Genomic DNA, 22017 nt, shown 5'->3' with positions numbered 1-22017 from the left:
CGCGTCGCTGCTACATCCCCTTCAACCGATACCGCTGGGTCGGGTCGTCCTGGAACTTCACCTTGGCGACCCGGCCCTCTCGTATGAGCTCGCGCATGCCGGAGGTCGCGGCCAGGGGAGTGAGCTGCAGCTCGCGGATGATCTCCTTGATGCTCATCGCCGAATGCCGCTCCAGCACGGTCAGGATGGCCTTCGAGATGTCGCTCGGCGTGCTGTTCGCGGCCGAACGCTGCTTGGTGATGGTCATCGTGAACGTGTTGATGTCGTTGACCGTGGTGGCCGGCTCGATGCCCGCTTCCCTGAGACTCGCCGCGATGCGCTGGTAGCCGTCGCCGCCCTCCGGGTTCACGAACCCGCCGTCCGGATACGGCGTGGACTCCAGCAGCGTGAACAGGAACTGGTTGCGGGTGGAGACGAACGGCACGCCCGTCACCGGGTTCGGGTTCGCCAGCACATCGTGCGTCACCGTGCCATACAGGCCGCCCGGATTGGTGATCTCGATACGGTTCGTGAACACGCTGATGCGCACCTGCGTGCCGCGCGCGTCGGGGGAGTAGTCACGGTGCGTCAGCGCGTTCGCGATGGCCTCGCGCAGCACCACGGGCGGATAGTCCGGCTTCTTCGCGCCGATCCAGCGCATCAGGGACTCGACCGCATCGTTGATCATCACCGGAATCGGCCCCACGATGGTCTTGGCCGCCACCAACCGGTCGTCGCCGCGGAACACCTCGTCCCGGTCGGTGCCGGGGAATACGGCGATCGCGATGGAAAGCCGCGGATAGTACTTCTGCGGGTAACGGCCGAGCGCGAGCAGTCCGGCCAGCGTGGGTCGCAGGACCCCGCCCACCTCGCTGTCGTCGGAATCGTCATGACGCAGCACTTGCAGATCGAGCAGCGTGCGCGTGGCGTCGCGGCCGGCGAACACATGCGGATGCTGCTCGCGGGCGCGGGCCAGCAAGCCGGCCACCAGCGTGGGATCCAGATCGTCGGTGGTGGCGTGCGGCACGATGTCCAGATCATAGGTGGGCTGCAGATGCTCCTCGATGAGCCGGTCCACCTCGTAGGAGGTCATGCGGCGGTCGCCGTCGCCGGTGCGGATGAACGAGCCGCCGTGCGGGCCCAACGCGGTGGTGAAGCAGGGCTTGTCTCGCGGCAGCATCTCGTCCACGCGGGCGAACACCAGATTCGCGCCCTCGAAAGGACAGGTCACGATCACCGGGCGTACCACGGGCGTCATCTTCTCGCATGCCTGGCTCAGCGCCTCCTGCATGGCGCGCGCGTCGAACCCCTCCACCGGCGTGAACCCGGCCTTCTCCGAAAGCCCCAGGATGATCCAGCCGCCCGAACCGTTCGAGAACGCGGAAAGCGTATCCGTGATGGTGGAGGAGATGCGGCGCTTGCACTCCTTGACCTCGCACTGCTGCGTGTCGTTGCCGATCATGCGCATAAGCCCGATGAGCTCGGTCATCTTCGCGGTGTAGTCGTCGACCATGGGAGTGCCTCCTTTGACACCATTGTGCCGCATGCGGTTCGTGGGGTCGTGCGCTGTGTCCTGCGGGAAGGATGCCGTTCATCGAGAATTCACGTCGGTTCCGCCGGCCGGCGATGGGTGGGCGCCGGATGAGCATCATCCGGATGGGTGGCATGCTCGCACTGGCGCGCGAGAAGCGTCGGTATGCACGGTACACGGGCGTCGAATGAGACGAATCATTCCACATTGCGCCGGTAGAATGGAAGGTGCCGCGGTACGAAGTCGTCCGCGCGATGCACTTGGACAACGCATCCAGCGCATGCAACAAGCCGAAAAGGGGAACATCATGACCGACATCAACGAAACCAACGACACCGATGTGCTGGACGAGACGGCCGTCGTCGGCACCGAGCCTGTCGAGCCCGACGACGCCTCCGAAACCTGTCCCAAGGCCGCGCACTGCCCGCTCAAGCACCACCCGGGCATGTGCGGCAAGGGCGGCAAATGCCCGGTGAAGAACCTGTCCCGAAACGATGTGATCGCCGGCGCCATCACTCTGGTGAGCATGATCGCGTTGACCGTGGCGGGTTACTACGCCCAGTTCGTGCTGACCAAGGCCGCCGTCAAGTCCGCGTTGAAGGAGACCCGCCTTCGCTAGGATCCGACGGATTGCCGTCGAGGAAACGCCGTGTCGCTCCTGGCGTCGTCTCCCAGATGACAAGGTTGCTGGAACCATCGCCCGAAATCCCCGATGATGGCCATACGATTGCAAACAGGCCAGGTAAGGAGGCCATCATGGGGGAAATTCAAGGAGCGTCACGTGCGACGCATCATGACGTACGGCGTACGTTCGCATTGGTGGCCGCCGTGTTCATGTGCGCGGCGCTCGCGGCATGCGGCCAGGGAACGAACGCGAACCCCACTTCCGGGACCGACGCGAACTCCAGCGGGCAGCCCGCTTTCTCCGGACCATACGCTGACGACTTTACCCAGGCCTACAAGGACGCACCCACCGACCTCATCCGCGGCATCCTCAAGGACGGCAAGATCCACCGACGCCGAAGTGCAGGAGGCCTACGACGCATACAACACCTGCCTCGAACCCTATGGGCTGCAGGCCGTGTACACGCCGGGCGAAGGTGAGAGCACAGGGCAGTATCGGGGTTCGCTGTCCAACGACGAACAGCTCAAGGTCATGCAGGAATGCCGGAGCAAGACCGGCGCGGATCTCGTATCCACGCTTTACGCCGACATCTCATCCAACCCGAACAACGTCGATACGGCCGCCATGCAACGTACCACCTACCAGTGCCTCGCCAAGCACGACCTCCTGCCGCAGTCGATCAGCGAAAGCGAATACCTGGCGATGGTCGACCGCGGCACCACGCAGGAGAGCATGACCGCCAGCCTCAAGCGCGAGTCCGAGTTCTTCAGCGAATACTGGGAGCAGACCTACGACGGCCAGCCCAACCCCAATTTCAAATACGACCAGAACACGCCGCAAGGCCACCAGTTCTACCTATGCAACAACGATCCGTTGAACCAGTGATATGCGGTGTGGGGGTATGGCTTGGACGGCGTTCAATTGAGGATGTCAAGGGTCCTGTTTTCTTTGACTCTTCTTGGACGCCGAGCCTGTTTGGCCAACGATTCGGTGGGCCGGTAGCGGGTGAGGTGCTTGACGGCGGTCAAGCCAGTGCATTGCAGTGCGTCCTGTCCGCAACCGTTGTCCGGCCTGACCGCAGGGCCGATGGGACGGGTGCGCTGCGCAACAGGGATTCACCCGAGGTTGACGACAAGGCTGTCTGAAGCCTTCTCGTCTCCGGTCCACGTGCCGTCCGTACGGTTCCAGCTCATGCCGTTGGCTGTCATCGCATCGATGCCGTACTCGCGGGCGTGGGCGACGAGCCATCCGGCCGTCTGCCAGCATGCGCGTTGCTGGTCGGTATCGGACAGGCTGGATGGCAGCGTGACGGTGAGCGTGGTGCGGTTTGTCGCAGTGTCTTTGTTCGTGGACGAATGGGAGTCGAATAGTCCGAATAGTCCGTGATTCGAACCGCCGGAATTGCCGGAATCATTGGCGGCTCCGTCCGTGCTGTCCTTTGCGGGGCCGTCATTGCCGGTGCCGTTTGCGGCGGAGCCTTCGGCGGAATCGCCGTTCTTCGTCTCACTTTTGGTGATGGTGACGTTCGGCAGCGTCGCCGAGGCCGCCGCGATGAGCCCGTCCGCGTCGGATCCACTCACCGGCTCCAGCGCGCAGGTGACACCCGCGCTCAGCTCGCCGGTCAGGGCCGATGCCCAGGCGCGCGCCATCGCATCCCAGTTGGCGTACAGGTCCGGATATCCCGAACGCTGCACCTCCTGCGCCGCATCCTCCACCGGAATCGTCTGCCAATCCGGCACCTGCATCAGGTGATCGTAGAAGATGTTCGTGGCGTACGTCGGGTTGGACACCTGTTCGGCCGTGCCCCACCCCTGACTGGGACGCTGCTGGAAGAGCCCCAGCGAATCCCGGTCGCCATGGTCGAGATTCGTGAGCCGCGACTCCTGCATGGCCGTGGCGATGGCCACCGTGACGGCATGGTCCGGCAGGCCGCGATTGACGGCGATGTTCGCGATGAGCGCGGCGTTGCCCGCCTGCTCGGGACTCAGCGTGTGACGGGTGCCATCGGACGAGACGGCGGCGCAATAGGCGTCGCTCGCCGAACGCACGTATTCCTTGGGCGCCAACAGCCGCGGAAGCAGCATGACACCCAGCAGCACGATGACGAGGAACACGGCGACCGGCACCAGAATCCACGCCGTGATCGCGCCCGGGCGGCGCGCGCCATACCGGTTGTGTTGCTGCCCCATAGCCCTTCGGCCTCTTTTCATTCGTTCCGAGCGATTCACTGCCATATCCCATATTTCACGGTCGCCCGAATCCGAACAATACGACCGAAGTATGATTTCCGATTTCGTGCTCGTCCGCGTCCGCCGTGTTGCGGGGAATCCATCGGTCTGAAAGCTGGAACCACATGATTCGGTTGGACTTCAGCTTGTGGCTCTTGTTTTTTACGGTGGACTCATGAACAGTGACATCAAGGACGATAACATGCAAGGAATCCTGTCCGTTCCAATGAATGCCGCCGATGCCGCAGTGATGCGACAGGCGGAATTCGGGCCCTCCTCGCCCGCCTGCTCGCCATTGGGCGTTGATTCCGTCTTGACCTCATCGAACGAATATTCGAATACTGCCGCGAAGTCGTCATCCATGGGCGAAGAACTTGACCGTCGCAGGCTTGGCATGCTTCAACGATGCACGGACGAGGCGAAACGGATGGGGAGGCAGCTGTTATTCGGCATGACTACATCGCTTATCCTTCAATCGGTACCGCTTCCCTCCGAGTGCGACCTTGAGACGGAAGCGCTGCATACCGTCTCCAGCGCGAGGAACCGCCGTATTCGTGCGAGGAACTCGGCGTTGCGCACGCACTTGTGGAAGCATGTGGCCACGGCGCGGAAAGTGAAGATCAACGGATACGTGCTGGCGTTGGATTTGTTCCATGTATGGGCGCAACTGTCTACGCATCTCTCCTTCGCGTCATTGGTCGTGCTTGGCGATGCCATCGTCGCCGCGACAAGCAGTCAACCGCGTTTGGCGAGGGGGCGTGACGCCGATGCCGTGTATGCGGATTTGGTCCGCTTCACGCAGAAGCTTCCACTGTTCAAAGGAAGGGGATCATGCATAAAAGCGTTGCCGTTGATTATGCCGGGGTCCGGTTCCCCGAAGGAGTCCGAACTCCGTCTGGCATTGCTGCGTCATGGGTTGCCGTGCCCGGAATTGAATTACATTGTGCCAAATCTGCACTTCGCATCAGGGGTGGTGATGACGGTGGACATGGCATGGCCGGATTGCAGAATCGCGGTCGAATACGATGGCGACCATCATCGCACCGATAAGACGCAATGGAGACGAGACCAGGAGAAAAGGTCCAGACTCCTCGGCCGGGGATGGGCCGTATTTGTGGCCACGGCCGCCAGCATCCAGGATGAGAGCGCCGCCGCCGAATTCGCCTTTGCCGTGGCGAGGGCTCTTGCGTTGAGAGGATGTTCGTTCGAGTTTCGTGTCTTGCCGATGCCGCTGGAACGATTGGCCCGGCGTATGAGGAGATTGGCTGCCCGTCCGGACGGTGCCCAATGAGATTCATACATGAAGGCATCGCTGAACCATGATGACATGGGTCCTTATTTTCGGCTCCTCTTGTCAGGATGTTGGCGTGAGACAAACAGTGGAGCTGTTCGTAGGCAATATGCGAGATGGCAGTCGAGCCAACAAACCGCGAGCGACGTTCGTTCCCGATTGCGGGACGAGCCATCGGCGAAGCCGACTGAGGGGTAGACGGACATGGATTCATGCCAATCTTGGTCTGATAGGGCCTACGCGAATCGTGCGCGGACTGGGGCGGAAGGCGATGATGCGGAGCGGTCGGTGCGTAGTGGGGGACGGCATGCCGGAATGTGTGGAATCGGGCTTATCAGGTGCGGTTTTGTGCGGGACAATGCGGTTGTTGCGTTGTTTTTGGCGTTTCGTCCCGCGCGACGTATTGCCGTCGAGTATGGGATTTTCATGAGAATGGCGGAATTCCAATGGTTTATGGTTGCGAAGGTGCGGGATGAAAGGCTTAGATATCACAGAAAGGCCTGTCGTCCCACATCGATGCGGTACAACAGGCGCCTAATGGTGGAAACGCGGCTTTGTACCGCAGAAAGAGCACGGCCAGAGGTTTCGAGAATAACCGGTTTGGGATAGCCGGAATCATGCTCGGAGCCGTAGCCCTGTGATTCCGGGCCTTATTCGTCCGGCGTGTATTCGAGGATGTCGCCGGGCTGGCAGTCGAGGGCCTGGCAGAGGGCGTCGAGGGTGGTGAAGCGTACGGCCTTGGCGCGCCCGTTCTTGAGGATGGACACGTTGGCGGGTGTGATGCCGATTTGGTCGGCCAGTTCACCCACGCCGATCTTGCGCTTGGCCATCATGACGTCGAGGTTGATGCGGATGGCCATCAGATCACCTGCTCCAGTTCGTCCGACTGGTCGGTGGCCGCGCGCAGCAGTCCCTTCATCACGGTCATCAGCAGGATGAAACCAATTTCGGTCATGATGGCGACGCCGAGCATGGCCGCGACACTGAAATAATCCATGCCCTGCATGGTGGCATCGCGCCAACCCGAGATGGCGAACGCGCCCGATGCGATCGCCGTCAGTACGATGCTGGCGGCCGCGCAGCCGATAATAAGATTCACGTTGGGGAGTGCCTTGGCAGTGAACACCGCGCCCGAACCGGACAGCGACAGCAGTCGCCAGACACCGATGAACGCGATTTCGACGCATGCCAGGAACAGCTCGCCCAGCACAAGGTACGGCCAGCGCAGGGGAGCCTGACTGACGTAGAAACCGGCCATCACCTCGCTGAGCACAGGGACCGCGATCGCCTGTCCCCAAAGGCATCCCAGCCAGATGAGCACGACGATCGCCTTCGATCCGATCAGGGCCCACCGGTTCATGTAGTTCGTCATGTGTTTCCTCCTTGCCGAGATTGCCGACAGGAATCAGTATATATCGTTTTTCGATATATGTAAATCGAAAAACGATATAAAAGACCCCTCTGCCCAGTGAAGGCAGAGGGGTCGGGCCGGTATTGGCGCTGAGTGTGCGGAGTCTTCATCCGAAGTGCCGAACGCGCTCAGGCCGTGACTCGGACTAGTCCTCCTTCACGCTCGGCGCGCTCAGACTGTGCTCATGCTTCCTTCGCGGGTGCGCTCAGACCGTGCTCATGCTTCCTTCGCGGCCGGGGCGCTCAGGAAATGCTCCTCGCTGGGCAGCACGGCGTTGAGGATCACCGCCACCACGAACGCCACGGCGATGCAGTTGGAGGCGAAGATCTGCTGGAACAGCGAGGGGAAGTTCACGAAGATGTCGCTCACCTGCGTGAAGCCGATGCCGATGGTCAGCGAAAGCGCGGCGATGGTGATGTTGCGCTGCGAGAAGCCCGCCTCGGCGATCATCTGGAAGCCGGAGAGGATGATGTTGCCGAACATCATGATGGTGCAGCCGCCGAGCACAGCCTGCGGCAGGGAGTTGAACACCTCGGCGATGGCCGGCACGAAGCTCGCCAGGATCAGGATGAGGCCGCCGGAGAGGATCACCTTGCGGTTGACCACCTTGGTCATGGCCACCAGGCCGATATTCTGGGCGAAGGAGGTCAGCGGCAGGCAGCCGAACAGGCCGGAGACCGAGGAGATCAGGCCGTCGCCGGCGATGGCGCCCGCGGTCTCACGCTCGGTGGGCGTACGGTTGAGGCCCACCTTGGTCAAGGCGGCGGTGTCGCCGAGCACCTCGACCGAGGAGACCACGTACAGCAGGCCGATGGAGATGATCGAACCCCAGTCGAACTCGGGCTTGAACGGCATGAGCTGCGGTACGGAGACGATGGCGAGGTCCTGGAAGCCGGAGAAATCGACCTTGCCCATGCAGATGGCCACCACGTAGCCCACCACGAGACCGAACAGCACGGACAACTGCTTGGCGGTGCCCTTCATGAGCAGCTGGAAGGCCAGGCATGCCACCAGGGAGATGAGGCCGAGCGTGAGGTTCTGCCAGGAGCCGAAGTCCTTCGCCCCGGAGCCGCCGCCGAAGCTCGTGGCACCCACGTTGAGCAGCGAGAAGCCGATGGAGGTCACCACGATGGCGGAGACGATCGGCGGCACGAAGCGACGCCAGTACTTGGCTGTCAGGCCCAGCACCAGCTCCAGCACGCCGCCGACCAGGACCGCGCCCACCACGGCGCCGTAGCCCTTGTCCGCGCAGATGGCCACCGCGGCGGCCACGTAGGTGAAGGAGATGCCGGTGACCATCGGCAGGCGGGAGCCGATGCGCCACGCGCCGTACAGCTGCAGGCAGGTGCCGAGGCCCGCCACCAGCAGACCGGCCTGGATCACCGCGGCGGACTGGGCCGGGGTCATCTTGGCGGCGGACGCCACGATGAAGATCGGGGCCAGGTTCGCCACGAACATGGCCATGACGTGCTGCAGGCCGAACGGGATGCCTTTCCAGAAGGAGACGGGCGCGTCCAGCGAGCTCAGCGCCTCGAAGGACACCGAGGTGGATTGCTTCTTCTCAGACAATGTTGTTTCCTCTCTCTATTCTCTCTGCGAATCGTCGCTGCGAATGGCCGCTATGGACCGCCCGCTCAGTGACGGAACTCGATTTTGCCGGTCTCGGGGTCCATGGACTCCACGATGGCCAGCGAATCCACGTCATAGCCCTCGGCGCGCAGGCTGTCGCCGCCGCCCTGGAAGCCCTTCTCCACCGCGATGCCGATGCCCTCGACCGTGGCGCCGGCCTTCCCGCACAGCTCGATGAGGCCGCGCAAGGCCTTGCCGTTGGCCAGGAAATCATCGATGAGCAGCACATGGTCGCCGGGGTTCAGGTACTTCTTGGAGACGATCACCGGGAACTCCTTCTGCTTGGTGAAGGAATAGACGGTGGTGGTGTACTGGTCGCCGTCCAGGTTGATGGACTGGGCCTTCTTGGCGAACACCACCGGCACGTCGCCGAAGTGACGGGCCGCGCAGCAGGCGATGCCGATGCCGGAGGCCTCGATGGTCAGGATCTTGGTGATGGTCTTGCCCGCGAAATGCTCGGCCCAGGCCGCGCCCATATGGTCGAACAGACGCACGTCGCACTGGTGGTTCAGGAATGCGTCCACCTTCAGCACGTCACCGGCCTTGACGGTGCCCTCGGCCTGGATTCGCTCCTCGAGTTCCTGCAATGGAATACCTCCTTGACATCGGAATGGCATAGCTACGGTTCGGTAACTATGGGGATATGGCAAACCAGCTTACGCTGACCGGCGCATATGGGCGGCGCGTATGGTAGATATGAATGTCGCATTATGCAGGGGAGCCGAAAAACGGAGGAACATACAGTGTTCGAGGAGCCGGAAGTCATCGCACGCAGCGCCCAGGAACTCGTGGGCGACCTCAACCCCCAGCAGTCCGAGGCCGTGCAGTACCGCGGCCAGGCACTGCTCATCGGCGCGGGCGCGGGCTCCGGCAAGACCCGCGTGCTCACCCGCCGCATCGCGTGGATCCTGAGCCAGTTCGGAGCATGGCCCAGCCAGGTGCTCGCCATCACCTTCACCAATAAGGCCGCCGCCGAGATGCGCGAACGTCTCGGCTCGCTCATCGGCCCGGTGGCCCAGCGCATGTGGGTCTCCACCTTCCACTCCGCCTGCGTACGAATCCTCAGGCGCGACGGCAAGTCCATCGGACTGAAGTCCGGTTTCTCCATCTACGATTCCGCCGACTCCGAACGACTCGTCAAGATCATCGCCACCGAATTCAACCTGGACATCAAGCGGTACACCCCGCGTTCGATCCTGGGCCACATCTCCGACCTCAAGAACAACCTGACCGGCTGGAAGGAATACCTGGCCCTGCACGCCCCGGACTTCACCCCCGGCCAGCGCGGCTACCAGTTCGGCACCGTCGGCGACCTCGAAGCCATCTACGCGGTGATCTACGCCGAATACGAGCACCGCCTCGCGCTCGCCAACGCCGTGGACTTCGACGACCTCATCGGCCGCACCGTCGAGCTCCTCAGGAGCGATCCGGCCGTGGCCGAGTACTACCATCACCGCTTCCGCTACATCTTGGTGGACGAGTACCAGGACACCAACCACGCCCAGTACGTGCTCGTGCGCGAACTGGCGGGCGTGGACGGCGGGGCGCAGGCCGTGCCGGGCGCGCCGAACGCCGGCAAAAGCGGCCCGGCCTGGATTACCGTGGTGGGCGACTCCGACCAGTCCATCTACGCCTTCCGCGGCGCCGACATCCGCAACATCCAGGACTTCGAACAGGATTTCCCCGCCGCCAAGACCATCATGCTGGAACAGAACTACCGTTCCACGCAGACCATCCTCGACGCGGCCAACGCCGTAATCAGCCACAACGAGGGCCGCAAGCCCAAGAAACTGTGGACCGCCCTCGGCAAGGGCGAGCCGATCGTGGGCTACGCGGCGGACAACGCGCAGCAGGAGGCTCAGTGGGTGGCCGGCGAAATCGCGCGCCTGCACGCCGAAGAGAGCATCGCCTACTCGGACATGGCCATCATGTACCGCGCCAACGCGCAGTCGCGCTCGCTGGAGGAGGCGCTCATCAACGCGGGATTGCCGTACCAGCTCGTGGGCGGCACCAAGTTCTACGAGCGCCGCGAGATCAAGGACGCGCTGGCCTACCTGCAGGCCCTCGTCAACCCGGACGACGACGTGAACCTGCGACGCATACTCAACGTGCCCAAGCGCGGTCTGGGGGAGCGGGCCGAAGGCGTGCTGCTCTCCTATGCGCGCGAGCAGGGCGCGAGCTTCTTCTACGCGCTCATGCACCTGGACGAGATCCCGAACGTGCCCACCCGCACCGCCACGCAGCTCAAGGCCTTCCGCGAGCTCATGGGGTCGCTCTCGCAGTTCACTCGCTCTCATGATTCCAAGCCCAGCGAGATCGTGGCCGAGGTGCTGGAGAAGTCGGGATTGCGCGCCGAACTGGAGAAGTCCGTGGACCCGCAGGACGCCTCCCGTCTGGAGAACCTGTCCCAGCTGCAGTCCACCGCCGCCGAATTCGAGCAGAACACGCCGGACGCCACGCTTTCCGCGTTCCTGGAGACCACCGCGCTCGTGGCCGACTCCGACCAGCTGCCCGGCGAGGCCGAGGACTCCGGCAAGGTGACGCTGATGACCCTGCATACCGCCAAGGGCCTCGAATATCCGGTGGTGTTCCTCACGGGTATGGAGCAGGGCACGTTCCCGCACTCGCGTTCCATGGAGGACGTCACCGAGTTGCAGGAGGAACGCCGCCTGGCGTACGTGGGCATCACCCGCGCCAAGCGCCGCCTGTATGTGACGCGCGCCGCCGTACGTTCCCAGTGGGGCCAGGCCGCGGACATGATGCCCAGCCAATTCCTGGACGAGATCCCGGCCGAACTCATCGACTGGAAACGCCGTGAAGCCGGTGTGGAACGCATGCGAGGCGAGTGGACCGATGGATTCGCCGACGACATGGGCGGCTGGGACGACGACGATTTCGGCGGCACCACGTTCGGAGGGTCGTCCACGTTCGGCTCGCGCAGTTCCGGCTCCTCGTACGGGTCACGATCCCGGTACGGCTCATCGTCCTATGGGTCGGGTTCCTCATACGGTTCGTATGGGTCCCGCTCCGGCTCGTCCTACGGTTCCGGTTCGACGTACGGTTCGCGATCCCGTTCCGGCTCGTCCTCCTATGGCTCACGGTCGGGATCGTCCGACTCCTACGGCCGCACCCGCGGCGGCAAGGTCACGACGCGACGCACCGCGCCCAAGTCGTCCGCATCCGGCGGCAAGGCCGTGTCCAGCTCGTCCCTGACCAAGGACAACGGCCTCAACATCGCGGACTTCGCCATCGGCGACATGGTCAGCCACGACCAGTACGGCCTCGGCAAGGTCACGGACGCGCAGGACAAGGGCCGCAACTCCGTGATCACGGTCGACTTCGGCTCCGCCGGCGTCAAACGCCTGATGCTGCGCGTGGCTCCTATCGAGAAGCTCTGAGAGCCTCTCAATAGGAGCCCTTCGCGGCATGGCCGCTCACTTCGCCTACGGGCAGTCCACTGGACTGTCCGCTTTACGGCTCAGCCATCGAGAAGCTCTGAGAGTCTCTCAATAGCTGAGCCGATATTTCCGGCTCCCCTCTCTGAGGGGAGCTGTCAGCGAAGCTGACCGAGGGGGAGCACCCGGTCCAAGCCGTCAATCCCTTCACCCTCACTTTATTCAGCGGCTTCCTTCAGGGAGAGAGAGGGTAGCTAAGAAAAGCCTTGCCGTAGCATAAGAAGTCGGTAAATACAAGACTTGTTTTTCCGATTCCTTCATGGGCATAATGCGGAACGTTGTGTTTGTCGCCCGTAAAGGGCCTATCGGAAGAGACTATGAAGAACAAGCTGTTTGCCTCGCTGCCCAACATCGTGCTCGGCGCGCTGACCGCCATCGCACCCCAGACCTTCGCCCACGCCTGCGGCGCCCACGACGGCATGATGCCGGCCTGCCATTATTCGCAGCAGGCCGCCACCGGCATCGGCGTGGTGATCCTCGCGCTCGGCGTCGTGGCGCTGTTCGCTGAGCCCAAGATCCGCGTGGGCCTCAACATCGCGGCCATCGCCGACGCCCTGCTGCTGTTCGCCGTGCCCACCGTACTCATCGGCATCTGCAAGGGCGCTATGATGCACTGCCGCATGGTGATGCTGCCCACCCTCATCGTGCTCGGCGTGCTCACCATCGTGTTCGCTGCCGTGGCCATCTGGCTGGACACCCGTGCCCCCAAGCGTGCCTGACGTGACCGTACGCACATCCCCGCGCACCGCACTGCGCGCACTGGCCGCCCGCAACCTTGCAGGGCGGCCCATGCGTACCGGAGCCCTGCTCGCCGTGGTGACCATCCTGGCGTTGGCCTTCTTCGGCGGCACCATGCTCACCATGAACCTCAACACCGGCATGACCAGCATGGAACGCCGCCTCGGCGCCGACCTCATGGTGGTGCCGCAGAACACGACCCAGAAGGCCGAAGCGCTTCTGACCGACGGCAGCCCCAGCACGTTCTACTTCACTAAGGACATCGCCGCCAAGGTCGAACAGGCGGACGGCATCGAACAGGCCAGCGAGCAGACCTACATCGCCTCGCTCGCCGCCGCCTGCTGCGCCGAGAAACTGCAGATCATCGGCTACGACCCCGCCACCGATTTCGTCATCGAGCCATGGGTGGCCTCCCAGTTCGACGGCACGCTGGAGGACGGACAGATGATCGCCGGCGCGAACGTCAACGTCTCCGTCGACGGCACCGTGGAACTCTACGGTCGCACATGGCCGGTCGTGGCCCAGCTTGCCAACACCGGCACCAGCCTCGACAACTCCGTATTCATCAACCTCGACACCGTGCCCGACATGGTGGATGCCTCGGCCAAAGTCGCCAAGCGAGTCATGCCCGCCGAATACGCGGACAAGGCCGTCTCCACCGTGCTCGTCAAGGTGGCTGAGGGATACGACGCGCAGACCGTGGCCATGAACATCCAGCGTCTCGACCCGACCTTCTCCGATTTGGGCTACGTGTATCCGGGCGGCATCACCGCCACCACCAAAACCGCGCTCAACGCGCTGGTGACCTACCTGGCCGTGTTCGTGGCGGCCATCTGGGTGATGGGCGTGATTGTGCTGTTGGCCGTATTCGCCTCTTCGGTCAACGAACGCAAACGCGAATTCGCCTCGCTGCGCATCCTGGGCGCCACGCGCGGCATGCTGGCCGGCATCCTCCTGCGCGAATCGGCGCTGATAGGCCTTGGCGGAGGCATCCTCGGCGTGGGCCTGGCCTCGCTGGCCATCTTCCCCTTCAGCGCGCTGATCGGCCGCCAGCTCCAGCTGCCGTACCTGCAGGCCCCGTGGCCGGCTGTGCTCGCCGTCATGGGCCTGGCCGTGATCTGCTCGGTGGCGATCGGCGTCATCGGCTCGCTGTCCGTGCTCGCCCGCATCGGCCGTCCCGAAGCGTACCTGACCTTGCGGGAAGGGGAGTGACATGACCGGATCCATCGAAGCCATGAACGGAACCGTGACCGGAGCCATGGATGACGATACGACCGATTCCGTTGCCGGCGCCATTGCCCATGAGTCCCGGACCGCAGCCGCGCAACCGGCACCGCTGGTCGAACTCAAGGACCTGACCCGCACCTTCACCCGTCGCGGCGCGCCATTCGACGCCGTGAGCCATGTGAACCTCGCCATCATGCCCGGCGAATTCGTCGCCATCGTGGGACGTTCCGGCAACGGCAAAAGCACGCTCATCAACATGGTCGCCGGCCTCGTGCGTCCCACGTCGGGCGTTGCGGTCGTCGATGGGAGAAACGTGGCCGGACTGGGGGACAGGGAACTGTCGCTGCTGCGCAACCGGACCATCGGATTCGTCACCCAAAGCCAGACCCTGCTCGCCAACCTGACGGTGCTGGACAACGTGATGCTGCCGTCCACCCTGTACGGCAACACGCCGTCGGGCTCCGGGGACGTTGCCTCGGAACAGGCGGAACAACGCGCCCGCACGTTGCTCGAACGCCTCGATGTGGCCGACCTTGCGGACAGCTATCCGCGCGAACTGTCCGGCGGCGAAATGCGCCGCGTCTCCATCGCCCGCGCGTTGATGAACACGCCGAAGCTGCTCATCGCGGACGAACCGACGGGCGACCTTGACCAGACCAGCACGGACCTTGTCATGCGCCTGCTGCGCGAACGGGCGGACGCCGGCACCGCGGTGCTCATGGTCACCCACGATCCCGACGCTCTCGCCTGGGCGGACACGGTGTACCGCATGGACGCCGGTGTGCTGTCCATGGCCTGAGTGTAAAATAGCTCGCTGGTGTCTGCCGCATGGCAGAAGCCATCTGGAGCCCTAGCCCATCAACGGGTCGGCGGCAGGCGATCGCAAGGACGCCGGCCGTTCGTGAGCGATCACGAGGAAGCGTTGGAGAGGCCCGGCTCAGCGTCTGGAATCCATTCGGAAACCGGGCGTTCCGTTCAGATAACGACAGAAGGAACAATCCAAATGACGAACGTTCAGCGTTCCCGCCGTCAGGTGCGCCTTTCCCGCGCCCTCGGCATCGCACTGACCCCCAAGGCTCAGCGCATCTTCGAAAAGCGTCCGTACGCTCCTGGTGAGCACGGCCGTACCCGCCGTCGCACCGAGTCCGATTACGCCGTGCGTCTGCGCGAGAAGCAGCGTCTGCGCGCCCAGTACGGCGTGTCCGAGAAGCAGCTGCGTCGCGCCTACGATCAGGCCACCCGCACCGCCGGCCAGACCGGTAACGCCATGCTGGCCGATCTCGAGGTCCGCCTCGACAACCTGGTGCTGCGTTCCGGCTTCGCCCGTACCACCGCCCAGGCCCGCCAGTTCGTGGTGCACCGTCACATCCTCGTTGACGGCAACATCGTGGATCGCCCGTCCTACCGCGTCAAGCCCGGCCAGACCATCCAGGTGAAGGCCAAGAGCCAGACCATGGTTCCGTTCCAGATCGCCGCCGAGGGCGTGCACCGTGACGTGCTGCCCGCGGTCCCCGGCTACCTCGACGTGAACCTCGCCTCCCTGAAGGCCACCCTGACCCGCAAGCCCGAGGTCGAAGAGATCCCGGTGCAGGTCAACATCCAGTACGTGGTCGAATTCTACGCCCGCTGATCCGGGCCCCTCTGGTCAATATACAATTCCAGGACATACCGCTCGAACCCCGCGCTCCCTTCATGGGTCGCGGGGTTCCTGCGTTGTGGAGGCATGGGACGGTACAGGGCGCGCAGGCGGCCAACTCCATGTAGCATGGAACGCATGATCCTGCATCTTCATCTGGTCCGTCACGGGCAGACCATATTCAACAAGTACAACCGGCTTCAGGGATGGTGCAACGCGCCGCTGACCGAATCCGGCCTCGCCGACGCGGACAAGGCCGGGCACAAGCTCGAAACATTCGACTTCGCCGCGGCCTACTGCTCGGACACCTCCCGTGCCGAAATCACCGCAAAACGAATCCTCGACATCAATGAGGCCGCGGGGCACCGTCGTCCCGAACTCGTCGCGGACATGCACTTCCGCGAGCAGTGCTATGGCTACTTCGAAGGCCAGGACATGTCCCTGGCCTGGACCGCTGCGGGCGGCCCCCACGGCGCGAAGAACTACAACGACATCGTCGCCAAGTTCGGTCTCGCCGCCACCCGCGACTTCCTCAAGGAAGCCGATCCGTTCCACGATGCGGAATCGGACGCTGAATACTGGACGCGCGTCGAAAGGGCGTTCCGTCTCATCGCATCCAATCCCGCACTCAAGGATGGCGATGATGTGCTCCAGATTTCCCACGGCAATACCCTGCTGAGCCTCGGCCACCGGTTCGGCGGTTCCGATCTGGATCTGAGCGAACGACCTGCCAACGGATCGGTGACCGTGATCGATTTCGACACGGACAAACCGTTCGACCAGGCCATCACCATCGTCTCCTACGGTCGCTGAGCGGGGCGGATTCTCGTCCGGGCGACGGCGGTCTCTTCCGGCGTTTCCGGGGCATTGTGCTGATGCGTTCTGGCTCATTCCGAGCCTGGCGTCGTCTGAACGCGGTGTCTCGAATCCGGTTTTTCCGGGGCTTCAGGGCGGGGCAACATGAGAAATAGGCCCGGAGTGCTACCCTTGTCCGAGTAAATGTGACCTCAAGGAGGCAAAATGGGAGTCGGAGAGATCGCTGGCCTGATCGCGGCCATCGCGTTCGCAGTGTTGGCCGGGTTCATGATCTATCCGCTGATCCGGTTGGGTAAGATGTTCGACCAGATCTCGCAGACCGTCAAGGAGTCCGGCGAGCACGCCATCCCCGCGCTGGACGAGGGCGTGACCACCGTCAAGCAGGTCAACAAGTCGCTTGAGGACGTCAACCGCATCTCCGCCGCGGCCTCGACCACCGCCAACAACGTGGGCGCCCTGACCGACCTGTACGGCTCCTTCCTCGGCAAGCCCGTCATCAAGATCGCCTCCGCGGCGTACGCGCTCAAGTCCACCGCCCAGTCCTTCGTCGCCGGCAAGGCGGCGGGCGAGGCGGCCGACGGCGCCGCCAAGAAGGGGGAGTGATGTTCAAACGCATCTTCTGGATCGGTGTCGGCGTGGCCATCGGCGTCGCCGCCGTCACCAAGGCCCAGGCCTACGTCAAGGCCAACACCCCGGACAAGGCGCGGCAGTTCCTGCTCGGCCCGGACCAGGACAACGTGCCTCTGAAAACCCTCGAAGGTCTGGTCAACGAGTTCAACGCCACGCGCCGAGCCCGCGAGGCTGAGCTCAACCGTCAGTACATCGAGCGCGCCAACTGACACGCGCACGGCCCCGCCGCGGGGAACCGAAGCGGCGAGGCGAATCGCATCCCATAACAGAACCGGACTTTTCCCGTTTATCTTTCTTTCCATCAGACAGGGGCGTTCCCGCGCCCGAAACACCAACAAGGAGTTCATCCGCCCATGCGCACTGCGGACATCGCCAAGCGATATCTCGACTATTTCGCCAAGCATGACCACCTGGTCGTGCCCTCGGCATCCCTGATTTCCCCGAACCCCACCACGCTGTTCACCATCGCCGGCATGGTGCCGTTCATCCCGTACCTCATGGGCGAGCAGACCCCGCCGAAGCACCGCATGGCCTCCAACCAGAAGTGCGTGCGTACGCTCGATATCGACGAGGTCGGCAAGACCACCCGTCACGGCACCTTCTTCCAGATGCTCGGCAACTTCTCCTTCGGCGACTACTTCAAGGAGGAGGCCATCCACTACGCCTGGGAGCTGCTGACCACCCCGCAGAGCGAGGGCGGCTACGGCTTCGACCCGGAGAAGCTGTGGATGACCACCTTCACCGACGACGATGAGGCCCGTTCCCTGTGGATCAACGAGGGCGTCGACCCCGAACACATCCAGAAGATGGGCATGGAAGACAACTTCTGGACCACCGGCGGCCCCGGCCCCGGCGGCCCCTGCTCCGAGATCTACGTCGACCGTGGCCCCGAGTTCGGCAAGGAAGGCGGCCCGATCGCCGACGAGAACCGCTACATCGAGATCTGGGACCTCGTGTTCGAGAACTACGAGGTGGACAACGTCAAGTCCAAGACCGACCTGCACATCGTGGGCGAACTCGAGAACAAGAACATCGATACCGGTGCCGGCCTGGAGCGTCTCGCCTACCTGATGCAGGGCAAGAACAACATCTACGAGACCGACGAGGTCTTCCCGGTCATCGAGGCCGCCGAAAAGCTCTCCGGCCTCAAGTACGGCGAGAACGAGGACGCCGACGTGCGCTTCCGCGTGGTGGCCGACCACGTGCGCTCCGCCCTGATGATCATGTCCGACGGCGTGCGCCCCTCCAACGTGGGCCGCGGCTACGTGCTGCGCCGCCTGCTGCGCCGCACCGTGCGCTCCATGCGCATGCTCGGCGTGACCGATCCGGTGCTGCCCACCCTGTTCCCGACCTCCAAGGCCGCCATGGAACCCAGCTACCCGGAGCTCAACGACACCTTCCACGAGGTGTCCGAGTCCGCGTACGGCGAGGAGGACGCCTTCCGCCGCACGCTGGAGACCGGCACCACGATCCTCGACGTGGCCGTGAACAAGGCCAAGGCCGATTCCGCCGAGCCCACCGTGACCGGCGAGGACGCCTTCAAGCTGCACGACACCTACGGCTTCCCGATCGAGCTCACCCTCGAGATGGCCGCCGAGCAGGGCGTGAAGGTGGACGAGGCCAAGTTCCGCGAGCTCATGGCCGAGCAGAAGTCCCGCGCCCGCGCCGACGCCCTGAAGAAGCGCCACAACGTGGACCTGTCCGTCTACGACGACTTCAAGAAGACCCTCGCCAAGCCGATCGACTTCCTGGGCTACACGGACATGTCCGCCCGTGCCAAGGTCATCGGCATCATGCAGGAGGGCAAGGGCTCCGTGCCGGCCGTCACCGGCCCGGCCAACATCGAGGTCATCCTCGACCGCACCCCGTTCTACGCGGAGGCCGGCGGCCAGCTCGCCGACCAGGGCGAAATCCTGTCCGACGACGGTGCCGTGCTCGAAGTGGACGATGTGCAGAAGCCCATCAAGGACCTCATCGTCCACCAGTGCCGTCTGACCGAGGGCACGCTGGTCGTCGGCGCCGAGGTCAACGCCAACATCGACCTGAACCGCCGTGGTGCCATCGCCCGCTCCCACACCGCCACGCACATGGTGCACAAGGCGCTGCGCGAGGAGCTCGGCCCGCAGGCCACCCAGCGCGGTTCCGAGGACGCCCCGAACCGTCTGCGCTTCGACTTCCAGTGGTCCAAGGCCCCGGCCAAGTCCGTGATCTCCGCCGTGGAGGAGCGCGTCAACGACAAGCTGCGCGACAACCTGGCCGTGACCACCAAGGAGATGAAGTTCGACGACGCCATCGCCCTGGGCGCCATGCACCTGTTCGGCGAGAAGTACGGTGACATCGTGCGCGTGGTCTCCATCGGCGAGGATGGCTGGAGCCGCGAGCTGTGCGGCGGCACCCACGTCGACCACGTCGGCAAGATCGGCATGGTCAACATCCTGTCCGAGGCCTCCATCGGCCAGGGCGTGCGTCGTGTGGACGCCGTCGTGGGCCAGGGCGCCTACGACTTCAACGCGCGTGAGCACGCGCTGGTCTCCCAGCTGTCCGACAAGCTCAACGCCCGTCCGGACGAGCTCGCCGAGCGCATCAACACGCTGCTCGCCAAGCTCAAGGAATCCGATCGTCGCCTGGCCGCCATGTACGAGAGCCAGCTCGCCGCCACCGTGCCGGCGCTGGTGGCTTCCGCCAAGGACTCCGCCGCCCCGGTCAAGACCGCCGTCAAGAATGTGGGCCACTTTGGCTCCTTCGATGCCCTGCGCAAGACCGTGCTCGACGTGCGCGGCCAGCTCGGCGAGGACGCCCCCGTGGTGGTGGCCCTTGCCGGTGTGTCCGAGGACGACAAGCCGATGGTCGCCGTGGCCACCAACGAGGCCGCCCGCAAGGCCGGCATCAAGGCCGGCGACCTGGTCCGTGGAGCCTCCAAGATCCTCGGCGGCGGTGGCGGCGGCAAGCCGGACTTCGCCCAGGGCGGCGGCGCCGATGCCTCCAAGATCGACGAGGCGCTCGAAGCGCTGAAGCACGAGGCGATCAAGGCCTGAGAGAAGCCCATTGGTTTGGCTAGGCGTTGATTTGGGTAATGCCCGGGTCGGACTCGCATTGTCCGACCCGGAGCTTACCTTCGCACACCCCGCCGGGAACATTCATGTTGCCGGCGACTACTTCTTTGCCATCGACGAAGTACTGGACGTCATCGAGGACGAACAGGTGACCCACATCGTGGTCGGATTGCCGTTGCAGATGGACGGCACCGAAGGCAAAAGCGCCAAGAAGGCGCGTCGATGGGCGGCCAATCTGGAGAAAAGGCTGCTCGCGCAGGCAGAGGATGAGGAAGAAGAGCACCAGATTCCGCAGGTATCATTGGTGGACGAGAGGCTGACGACGGTCAGCGCGCATCGTCAGTTGTTCGAGGCGAATCGCGCATCGAACAGGCATAGGCCGGTGGTTGACCAGCAGTCGGCAGTGGTGATTTTGCAGACGGCGCTCGACCGAGCAAAGGGACAGTGAGGTACCGGTTCCATGTCCGATGATTTCCATGATTTCTTTGACGAGAACACCCACTGGGTCGAACAGGGCGCGGCGGCGCCGTCAGGCAACGCCTCCGAACCGCCCAAGCCGCCGAAGTCACGCAAGGAGATGCGCAAGCGGCGCGCCCAGCGCAGGCGCAAGCGCGTCAGCGGCATCATCGCCGCACTGGTCGTCATCGCCGTGATCGTCGGCGCCGGGTACTTCGGCGTCACCAAACTGATGTCCTGGCGCGACAGCCGTTCCCAGAACACCGCCGTGGCCGCCGACTATCCGGGTCCCGGTTACGGCGAGGTCGATTTCACAGTGGATGACGGGCAGGGCGCGGCCGAGATCGCGCAGAACCTGGTCGAGGCGGACGTCATCAAATCCGCGGCCGCCTTCACCTCACTGGTCAGCGCCAACGGCACCACGCTCTACCCGGGCACCTTCACGTTGAAGAAGCACATGTCCGCCTCCTCCGTGGTCGATATCCTGTCCGATTCCAAGCAGGCGGCCGGCTTCCTCGAGGTGCGGCCGGGCGAACGTTCCGCCGACGTGATCGAGGCGGCGGCGTCGCTCACCGGCATCGACCAGAGCGAGTTTGACGCCATCGTCAAGAACAAGGGCAAGGACATCCTGCCCGCGGAGGCGAACGGCAGCTTCGAAGGCTGGTTCGAGCCGGGCACGTACAACGTCAAATCCATGAAGAGCGCGTCCGCCGTGCTCAAGGCCATGGTCGACAAGCGCATCGCCAAGTTGGACGACCTCGGCGTCCCCACCGGCAAGGACCGCGAACGGGTGATGATCATCGCCTCCATCGCCGAAGCGGAGGTCAACAAGTCCGACTACTACGCCAAGGTGACGCGCGTGATCGAGAACCGACTCGAACAGGGCATGAACCTGGGCATGGACTCGACCGTGGCCTACGGCAACAACGTGAAGCCCTCGCAGGTAACCACCGCCATGACGCAGGACGACTCCAACCCGTACAACACGTACCAGATCGCGGGACTGCCGCCCACGCCGATCAGCAACCCCGGCGACACGGCCATCAAGGCCGCCATGAACCCGGAGGAAGGCGACTGGCTGTACTTCTGCACGGTCAACCTCGACACCGGCGAGACCAAATTCGCCACCACCGCCGAGGAACACGACAAGAACGTCGCCCAACTACGCCAGTGGCAGGCCGATAACCAGTAAATGACTCGTTGGGCGACAAGGGCCCTGCGACGGCGGAGCCGTCAGCGAAGTTGACCGAGGGGAGCATCGCGGATTGTCGCGGCGCTCCCCTCAGCCGTAATGACGTCGCTTTCCGGGGAG

General features: G+C 63.9%; 20 protein-coding genes. 14 read left to right on the top strand and 6 right to left on the bottom strand.

Translation table 11 applies throughout. The features are described from left to right. Positions 1 to 10: 10 nt before the first annotated feature. Positions 11 to 1492, bottom strand: coding sequence for an ATP-binding protein (locus KIH81_RS08020; protein ID WP_109058223.1), 1482 nt, complete (start codon positions 1490 to 1492; stop codon positions 11 to 13). 325 nt (positions 1493 to 1817) lie between these two features. On the opposite strand from KIH81_RS08020, the gene KIH81_RS08015 reads away from it, so the two are divergent. Both KIH81_RS08015 and KIH81_RS08010 read left to right on the top strand, forming a co-directional pair. Beyond that, positions 1818 to 2129 carry a hypothetical protein gene (locus KIH81_RS08015; RefSeq protein WP_214304884.1) on the top strand — a complete coding sequence of 104 codons (312 nt, stop codon included), beginning with the start codon at positions 1818 to 1820 and terminating at the stop codon, positions 2127 to 2129. Positions 2130 to 2534: 405 nt separating this feature from the next. Then, entirely contained in the window at positions 2535 to 3020 is a 486-nt protein-coding gene (locus tag KIH81_RS08010; protein WP_214304883.1) for a hypothetical protein, read from the top strand. A 230-nt stretch (positions 3021 to 3250) separates the two neighbouring features. Here the strand turns inward: KIH81_RS08010 and KIH81_RS12100 are convergent, their stop codons facing one another. Next, positions 3251 to 4324: a cobalt transporter gene (locus tag KIH81_RS12100; RefSeq protein ID WP_236029443.1), complete on the bottom strand. Its 1074-nt coding sequence runs from the start codon at positions 4322 to 4324 to the stop codon at positions 3251 to 3253. Between the two features lie 214 nt (positions 4325 to 4538). Here KIH81_RS12100 and KIH81_RS08000 point away from each other — a divergent pair, with 214 nt between their 5' ends. Further along, positions 4539 to 5654: an endonuclease domain-containing protein gene (locus KIH81_RS08000; protein ID WP_236029442.1), complete on the top strand. Its 1116-nt coding sequence runs from the start codon at positions 4539 to 4541 to the stop codon at positions 5652 to 5654. A gap of 650 nt (positions 5655 to 6304) precedes the next feature. Here KIH81_RS08000 and KIH81_RS07995 read toward each other — a convergent pair. From KIH81_RS07995 to KIH81_RS07980, 4 genes are all read right to left on the bottom strand, one after another. Beyond that, positions 6305 to 6514 (bottom strand): helix-turn-helix domain-containing protein, encoded by a 210-nt coding sequence (locus KIH81_RS07995; protein WP_214304882.1) that lies wholly within the window; start codon positions 6512 to 6514, stop codon positions 6305 to 6307. Then, the gene (locus tag KIH81_RS07990; protein WP_214304881.1) at positions 6514 to 7026 is read right to left on the bottom strand and encodes a DUF2975 domain-containing protein; all 513 of its coding nucleotides are present in this window, start codon (positions 7024 to 7026) and stop codon (positions 6514 to 6516) included. Before KIH81_RS07990 ends, KIH81_RS07995 begins: the two co-directional genes overlap by 1 nt. 255 nt (positions 7027 to 7281) lie before the next feature. After that, the gene (locus KIH81_RS07985; protein WP_214304880.1) at positions 7282 to 8634 is read right to left on the bottom strand and encodes a nucleobase:cation symporter-2 family protein; all 1353 of its coding nucleotides are present in this window, start codon (positions 8632 to 8634) and stop codon (positions 7282 to 7284) included. A gap of 65 nt (positions 8635 to 8699) precedes the next feature. Continuing rightward, on the bottom strand, positions 8700 to 9281 hold the full coding sequence (locus tag KIH81_RS07980; protein ID WP_214304879.1) for a xanthine phosphoribosyltransferase: 582 nt from the start codon (positions 9279 to 9281) through the stop codon (positions 8700 to 8702). A gap of 156 nt (positions 9282 to 9437) precedes the next feature. On the opposite strand from KIH81_RS07980, the gene KIH81_RS07975 reads away from it, so the two are divergent. The 11 genes from KIH81_RS07975 to mltG all read left to right on the top strand — a co-directional run bounded on the left by KIH81_RS07975 (position 9438) and on the right by mltG (position 21897). Continuing rightward, positions 9438 to 12092 carry an ATP-dependent helicase gene (locus KIH81_RS07975; protein ID WP_214304878.1) on the top strand — a complete coding sequence of 885 codons (2655 nt, stop codon included), beginning with the start codon at positions 9438 to 9440 and terminating at the stop codon, positions 12090 to 12092. 374 nt (positions 12093 to 12466) lie between these two features. Then, on the top strand, positions 12467 to 12868 hold the full coding sequence (locus tag KIH81_RS07970; protein WP_214304877.1) for a DUF4418 family protein: 402 nt from the start codon (positions 12467 to 12469) through the stop codon (positions 12866 to 12868). 70 nt (positions 12869 to 12938) lie between these two features. After that, the gene (locus tag KIH81_RS07965; protein WP_214304895.1) at positions 12939 to 14099 is read left to right on the top strand and encodes an ABC transporter permease; all 1161 of its coding nucleotides are present in this window, start codon (positions 12939 to 12941) and stop codon (positions 14097 to 14099) included. A gap of 1 nt (position 14100) precedes the next feature. Then, positions 14101 to 14913: an ABC transporter ATP-binding protein gene (locus KIH81_RS07960; RefSeq protein ID WP_214304876.1), complete on the top strand. Its 813-nt coding sequence runs from the start codon at positions 14101 to 14103 to the stop codon at positions 14911 to 14913. A 204-nt stretch (positions 14914 to 15117) separates the two neighbouring features. After that, positions 15118 to 15744: a 30S ribosomal protein S4 gene (rpsD, locus tag KIH81_RS07955; RefSeq protein WP_109056451.1), complete on the top strand. Its 627-nt coding sequence runs from the start codon at positions 15118 to 15120 to the stop codon at positions 15742 to 15744. Between the two features lie 144 nt (positions 15745 to 15888). After that, positions 15889 to 16563 carry a histidine phosphatase family protein gene (locus KIH81_RS07950; protein ID WP_214304875.1) on the top strand — a complete coding sequence of 225 codons (675 nt, stop codon included), beginning with the start codon at positions 15889 to 15891 and terminating at the stop codon, positions 16561 to 16563. A 207-nt stretch (positions 16564 to 16770) separates the two neighbouring features. Further along, positions 16771 to 17169, top strand: a complete 399-nt coding sequence (locus tag KIH81_RS07945) for a DUF948 domain-containing protein (protein WP_214304874.1) — start codon at positions 16771 to 16773, stop codon at positions 17167 to 17169. Continuing rightward, on the top strand, positions 17169 to 17405 hold the full coding sequence (locus tag KIH81_RS07940) for a hypothetical protein (protein ID WP_109056454.1): 237 nt from the start codon (positions 17169 to 17171) through the stop codon (positions 17403 to 17405). Before KIH81_RS07945 ends, KIH81_RS07940 begins: the two co-directional genes overlap by 1 nt. Before the next feature lie 144 nt (positions 17406 to 17549). Continuing rightward, positions 17550 to 20231, top strand: coding sequence for an alanine--tRNA ligase (gene alaS, locus KIH81_RS07935; RefSeq protein WP_214304873.1), 2682 nt, complete (start codon positions 17550 to 17552; stop codon positions 20229 to 20231). A gap of 10 nt (positions 20232 to 20241) precedes the next feature. After that, a complete protein-coding gene (gene ruvX / locus KIH81_RS07930) occupies positions 20242 to 20697 on the top strand; it encodes a Holliday junction resolvase RuvX (RefSeq protein ID WP_109056456.1) in 456 nt (151 codons plus the stop codon). A 12-nt stretch (positions 20698 to 20709) separates the two neighbouring features. Next, on the top strand, positions 20710 to 21897 hold the full coding sequence (gene mltG, locus KIH81_RS07925) for an endolytic transglycosylase MltG (protein ID WP_214304872.1): 1188 nt from the start codon (positions 20710 to 20712) through the stop codon (positions 21895 to 21897). Positions 21898 to 22017 lie beyond the last annotated feature (120 nt).

The organism is Bifidobacterium miconisargentati (genome assembly GCF_019331675.1).
Lineage (GTDB): Bacteria > Actinomycetota > Actinomycetes > Actinomycetales > Bifidobacteriaceae > Bifidobacterium > Bifidobacterium miconisargentati.
This window is presented reverse-complemented; position numbering and strand designations above follow the sequence as displayed.

What these genes read in the sequence shown, in the direction of transcription:
- KIH81_RS08020 (WP_109058223.1), bottom strand. Translation starts at nt 1,492, where the DNA reads ATGGTCGACGACTACACCGCGAAGATGACCGAGCTCATCGGGCTTATG.
- KIH81_RS08015 (WP_214304884.1), top strand. Translation starts at nt 1,818, where the DNA reads ATGACCGACATCAACGAAACCAACGACACCGATGTGCTGGACGAGACG.
- KIH81_RS12100 (WP_236029443.1), bottom strand. Translation starts at nt 4,324, where the DNA reads ATGGGGCAGCAACACAACCGGTATGGCGCGCGCCGCCCGGGCGCGATC.
- KIH81_RS08000 (WP_236029442.1), top strand. Translation starts at nt 4,539, where the DNA reads ATGAACAGTGACATCAAGGACGATAACATGCAAGGAATCCTGTCCGTT.
- KIH81_RS07995 (WP_214304882.1), bottom strand. Translation starts at nt 6,514, where the DNA reads ATGGCCATCCGCATCAACCTCGACGTCATGATGGCCAAGCGCAAGATC.
- KIH81_RS07990 (WP_214304881.1), bottom strand. Translation starts at nt 7,026, where the DNA reads ATGACGAACTACATGAACCGGTGGGCCCTGATCGGATCGAAGGCGATC.
- KIH81_RS07970 (WP_214304877.1), top strand. Translation starts at nt 12,467, where the DNA reads ATGAAGAACAAGCTGTTTGCCTCGCTGCCCAACATCGTGCTCGGCGCG.
- KIH81_RS07965 (WP_214304895.1), top strand. Translation starts at nt 12,939, where the DNA reads ATGCGTACCGGAGCCCTGCTCGCCGTGGTGACCATCCTGGCGTTGGCC.
- KIH81_RS07960 (WP_214304876.1), top strand. Translation starts at nt 14,101, where the DNA reads ATGACCGGATCCATCGAAGCCATGAACGGAACCGTGACCGGAGCCATG.
- rpsD (WP_109056451.1), top strand. Translation starts at nt 15,118, where the DNA reads ATGACGAACGTTCAGCGTTCCCGCCGTCAGGTGCGCCTTTCCCGCGCC.
- KIH81_RS07950 (WP_214304875.1), top strand. Translation starts at nt 15,889, where the DNA reads ATGATCCTGCATCTTCATCTGGTCCGTCACGGGCAGACCATATTCAAC.
- KIH81_RS07945 (WP_214304874.1), top strand. Translation starts at nt 16,771, where the DNA reads ATGGGAGTCGGAGAGATCGCTGGCCTGATCGCGGCCATCGCGTTCGCA.
- KIH81_RS07940 (WP_109056454.1), top strand. Translation starts at nt 17,169, where the DNA reads ATGTTCAAACGCATCTTCTGGATCGGTGTCGGCGTGGCCATCGGCGTC.
- alaS (WP_214304873.1), top strand. Translation starts at nt 17,550, where the DNA reads ATGCGCACTGCGGACATCGCCAAGCGATATCTCGACTATTTCGCCAAG.
- mltG (WP_214304872.1), top strand. Translation starts at nt 20,710, where the DNA reads ATGTCCGATGATTTCCATGATTTCTTTGACGAGAACACCCACTGGGTC.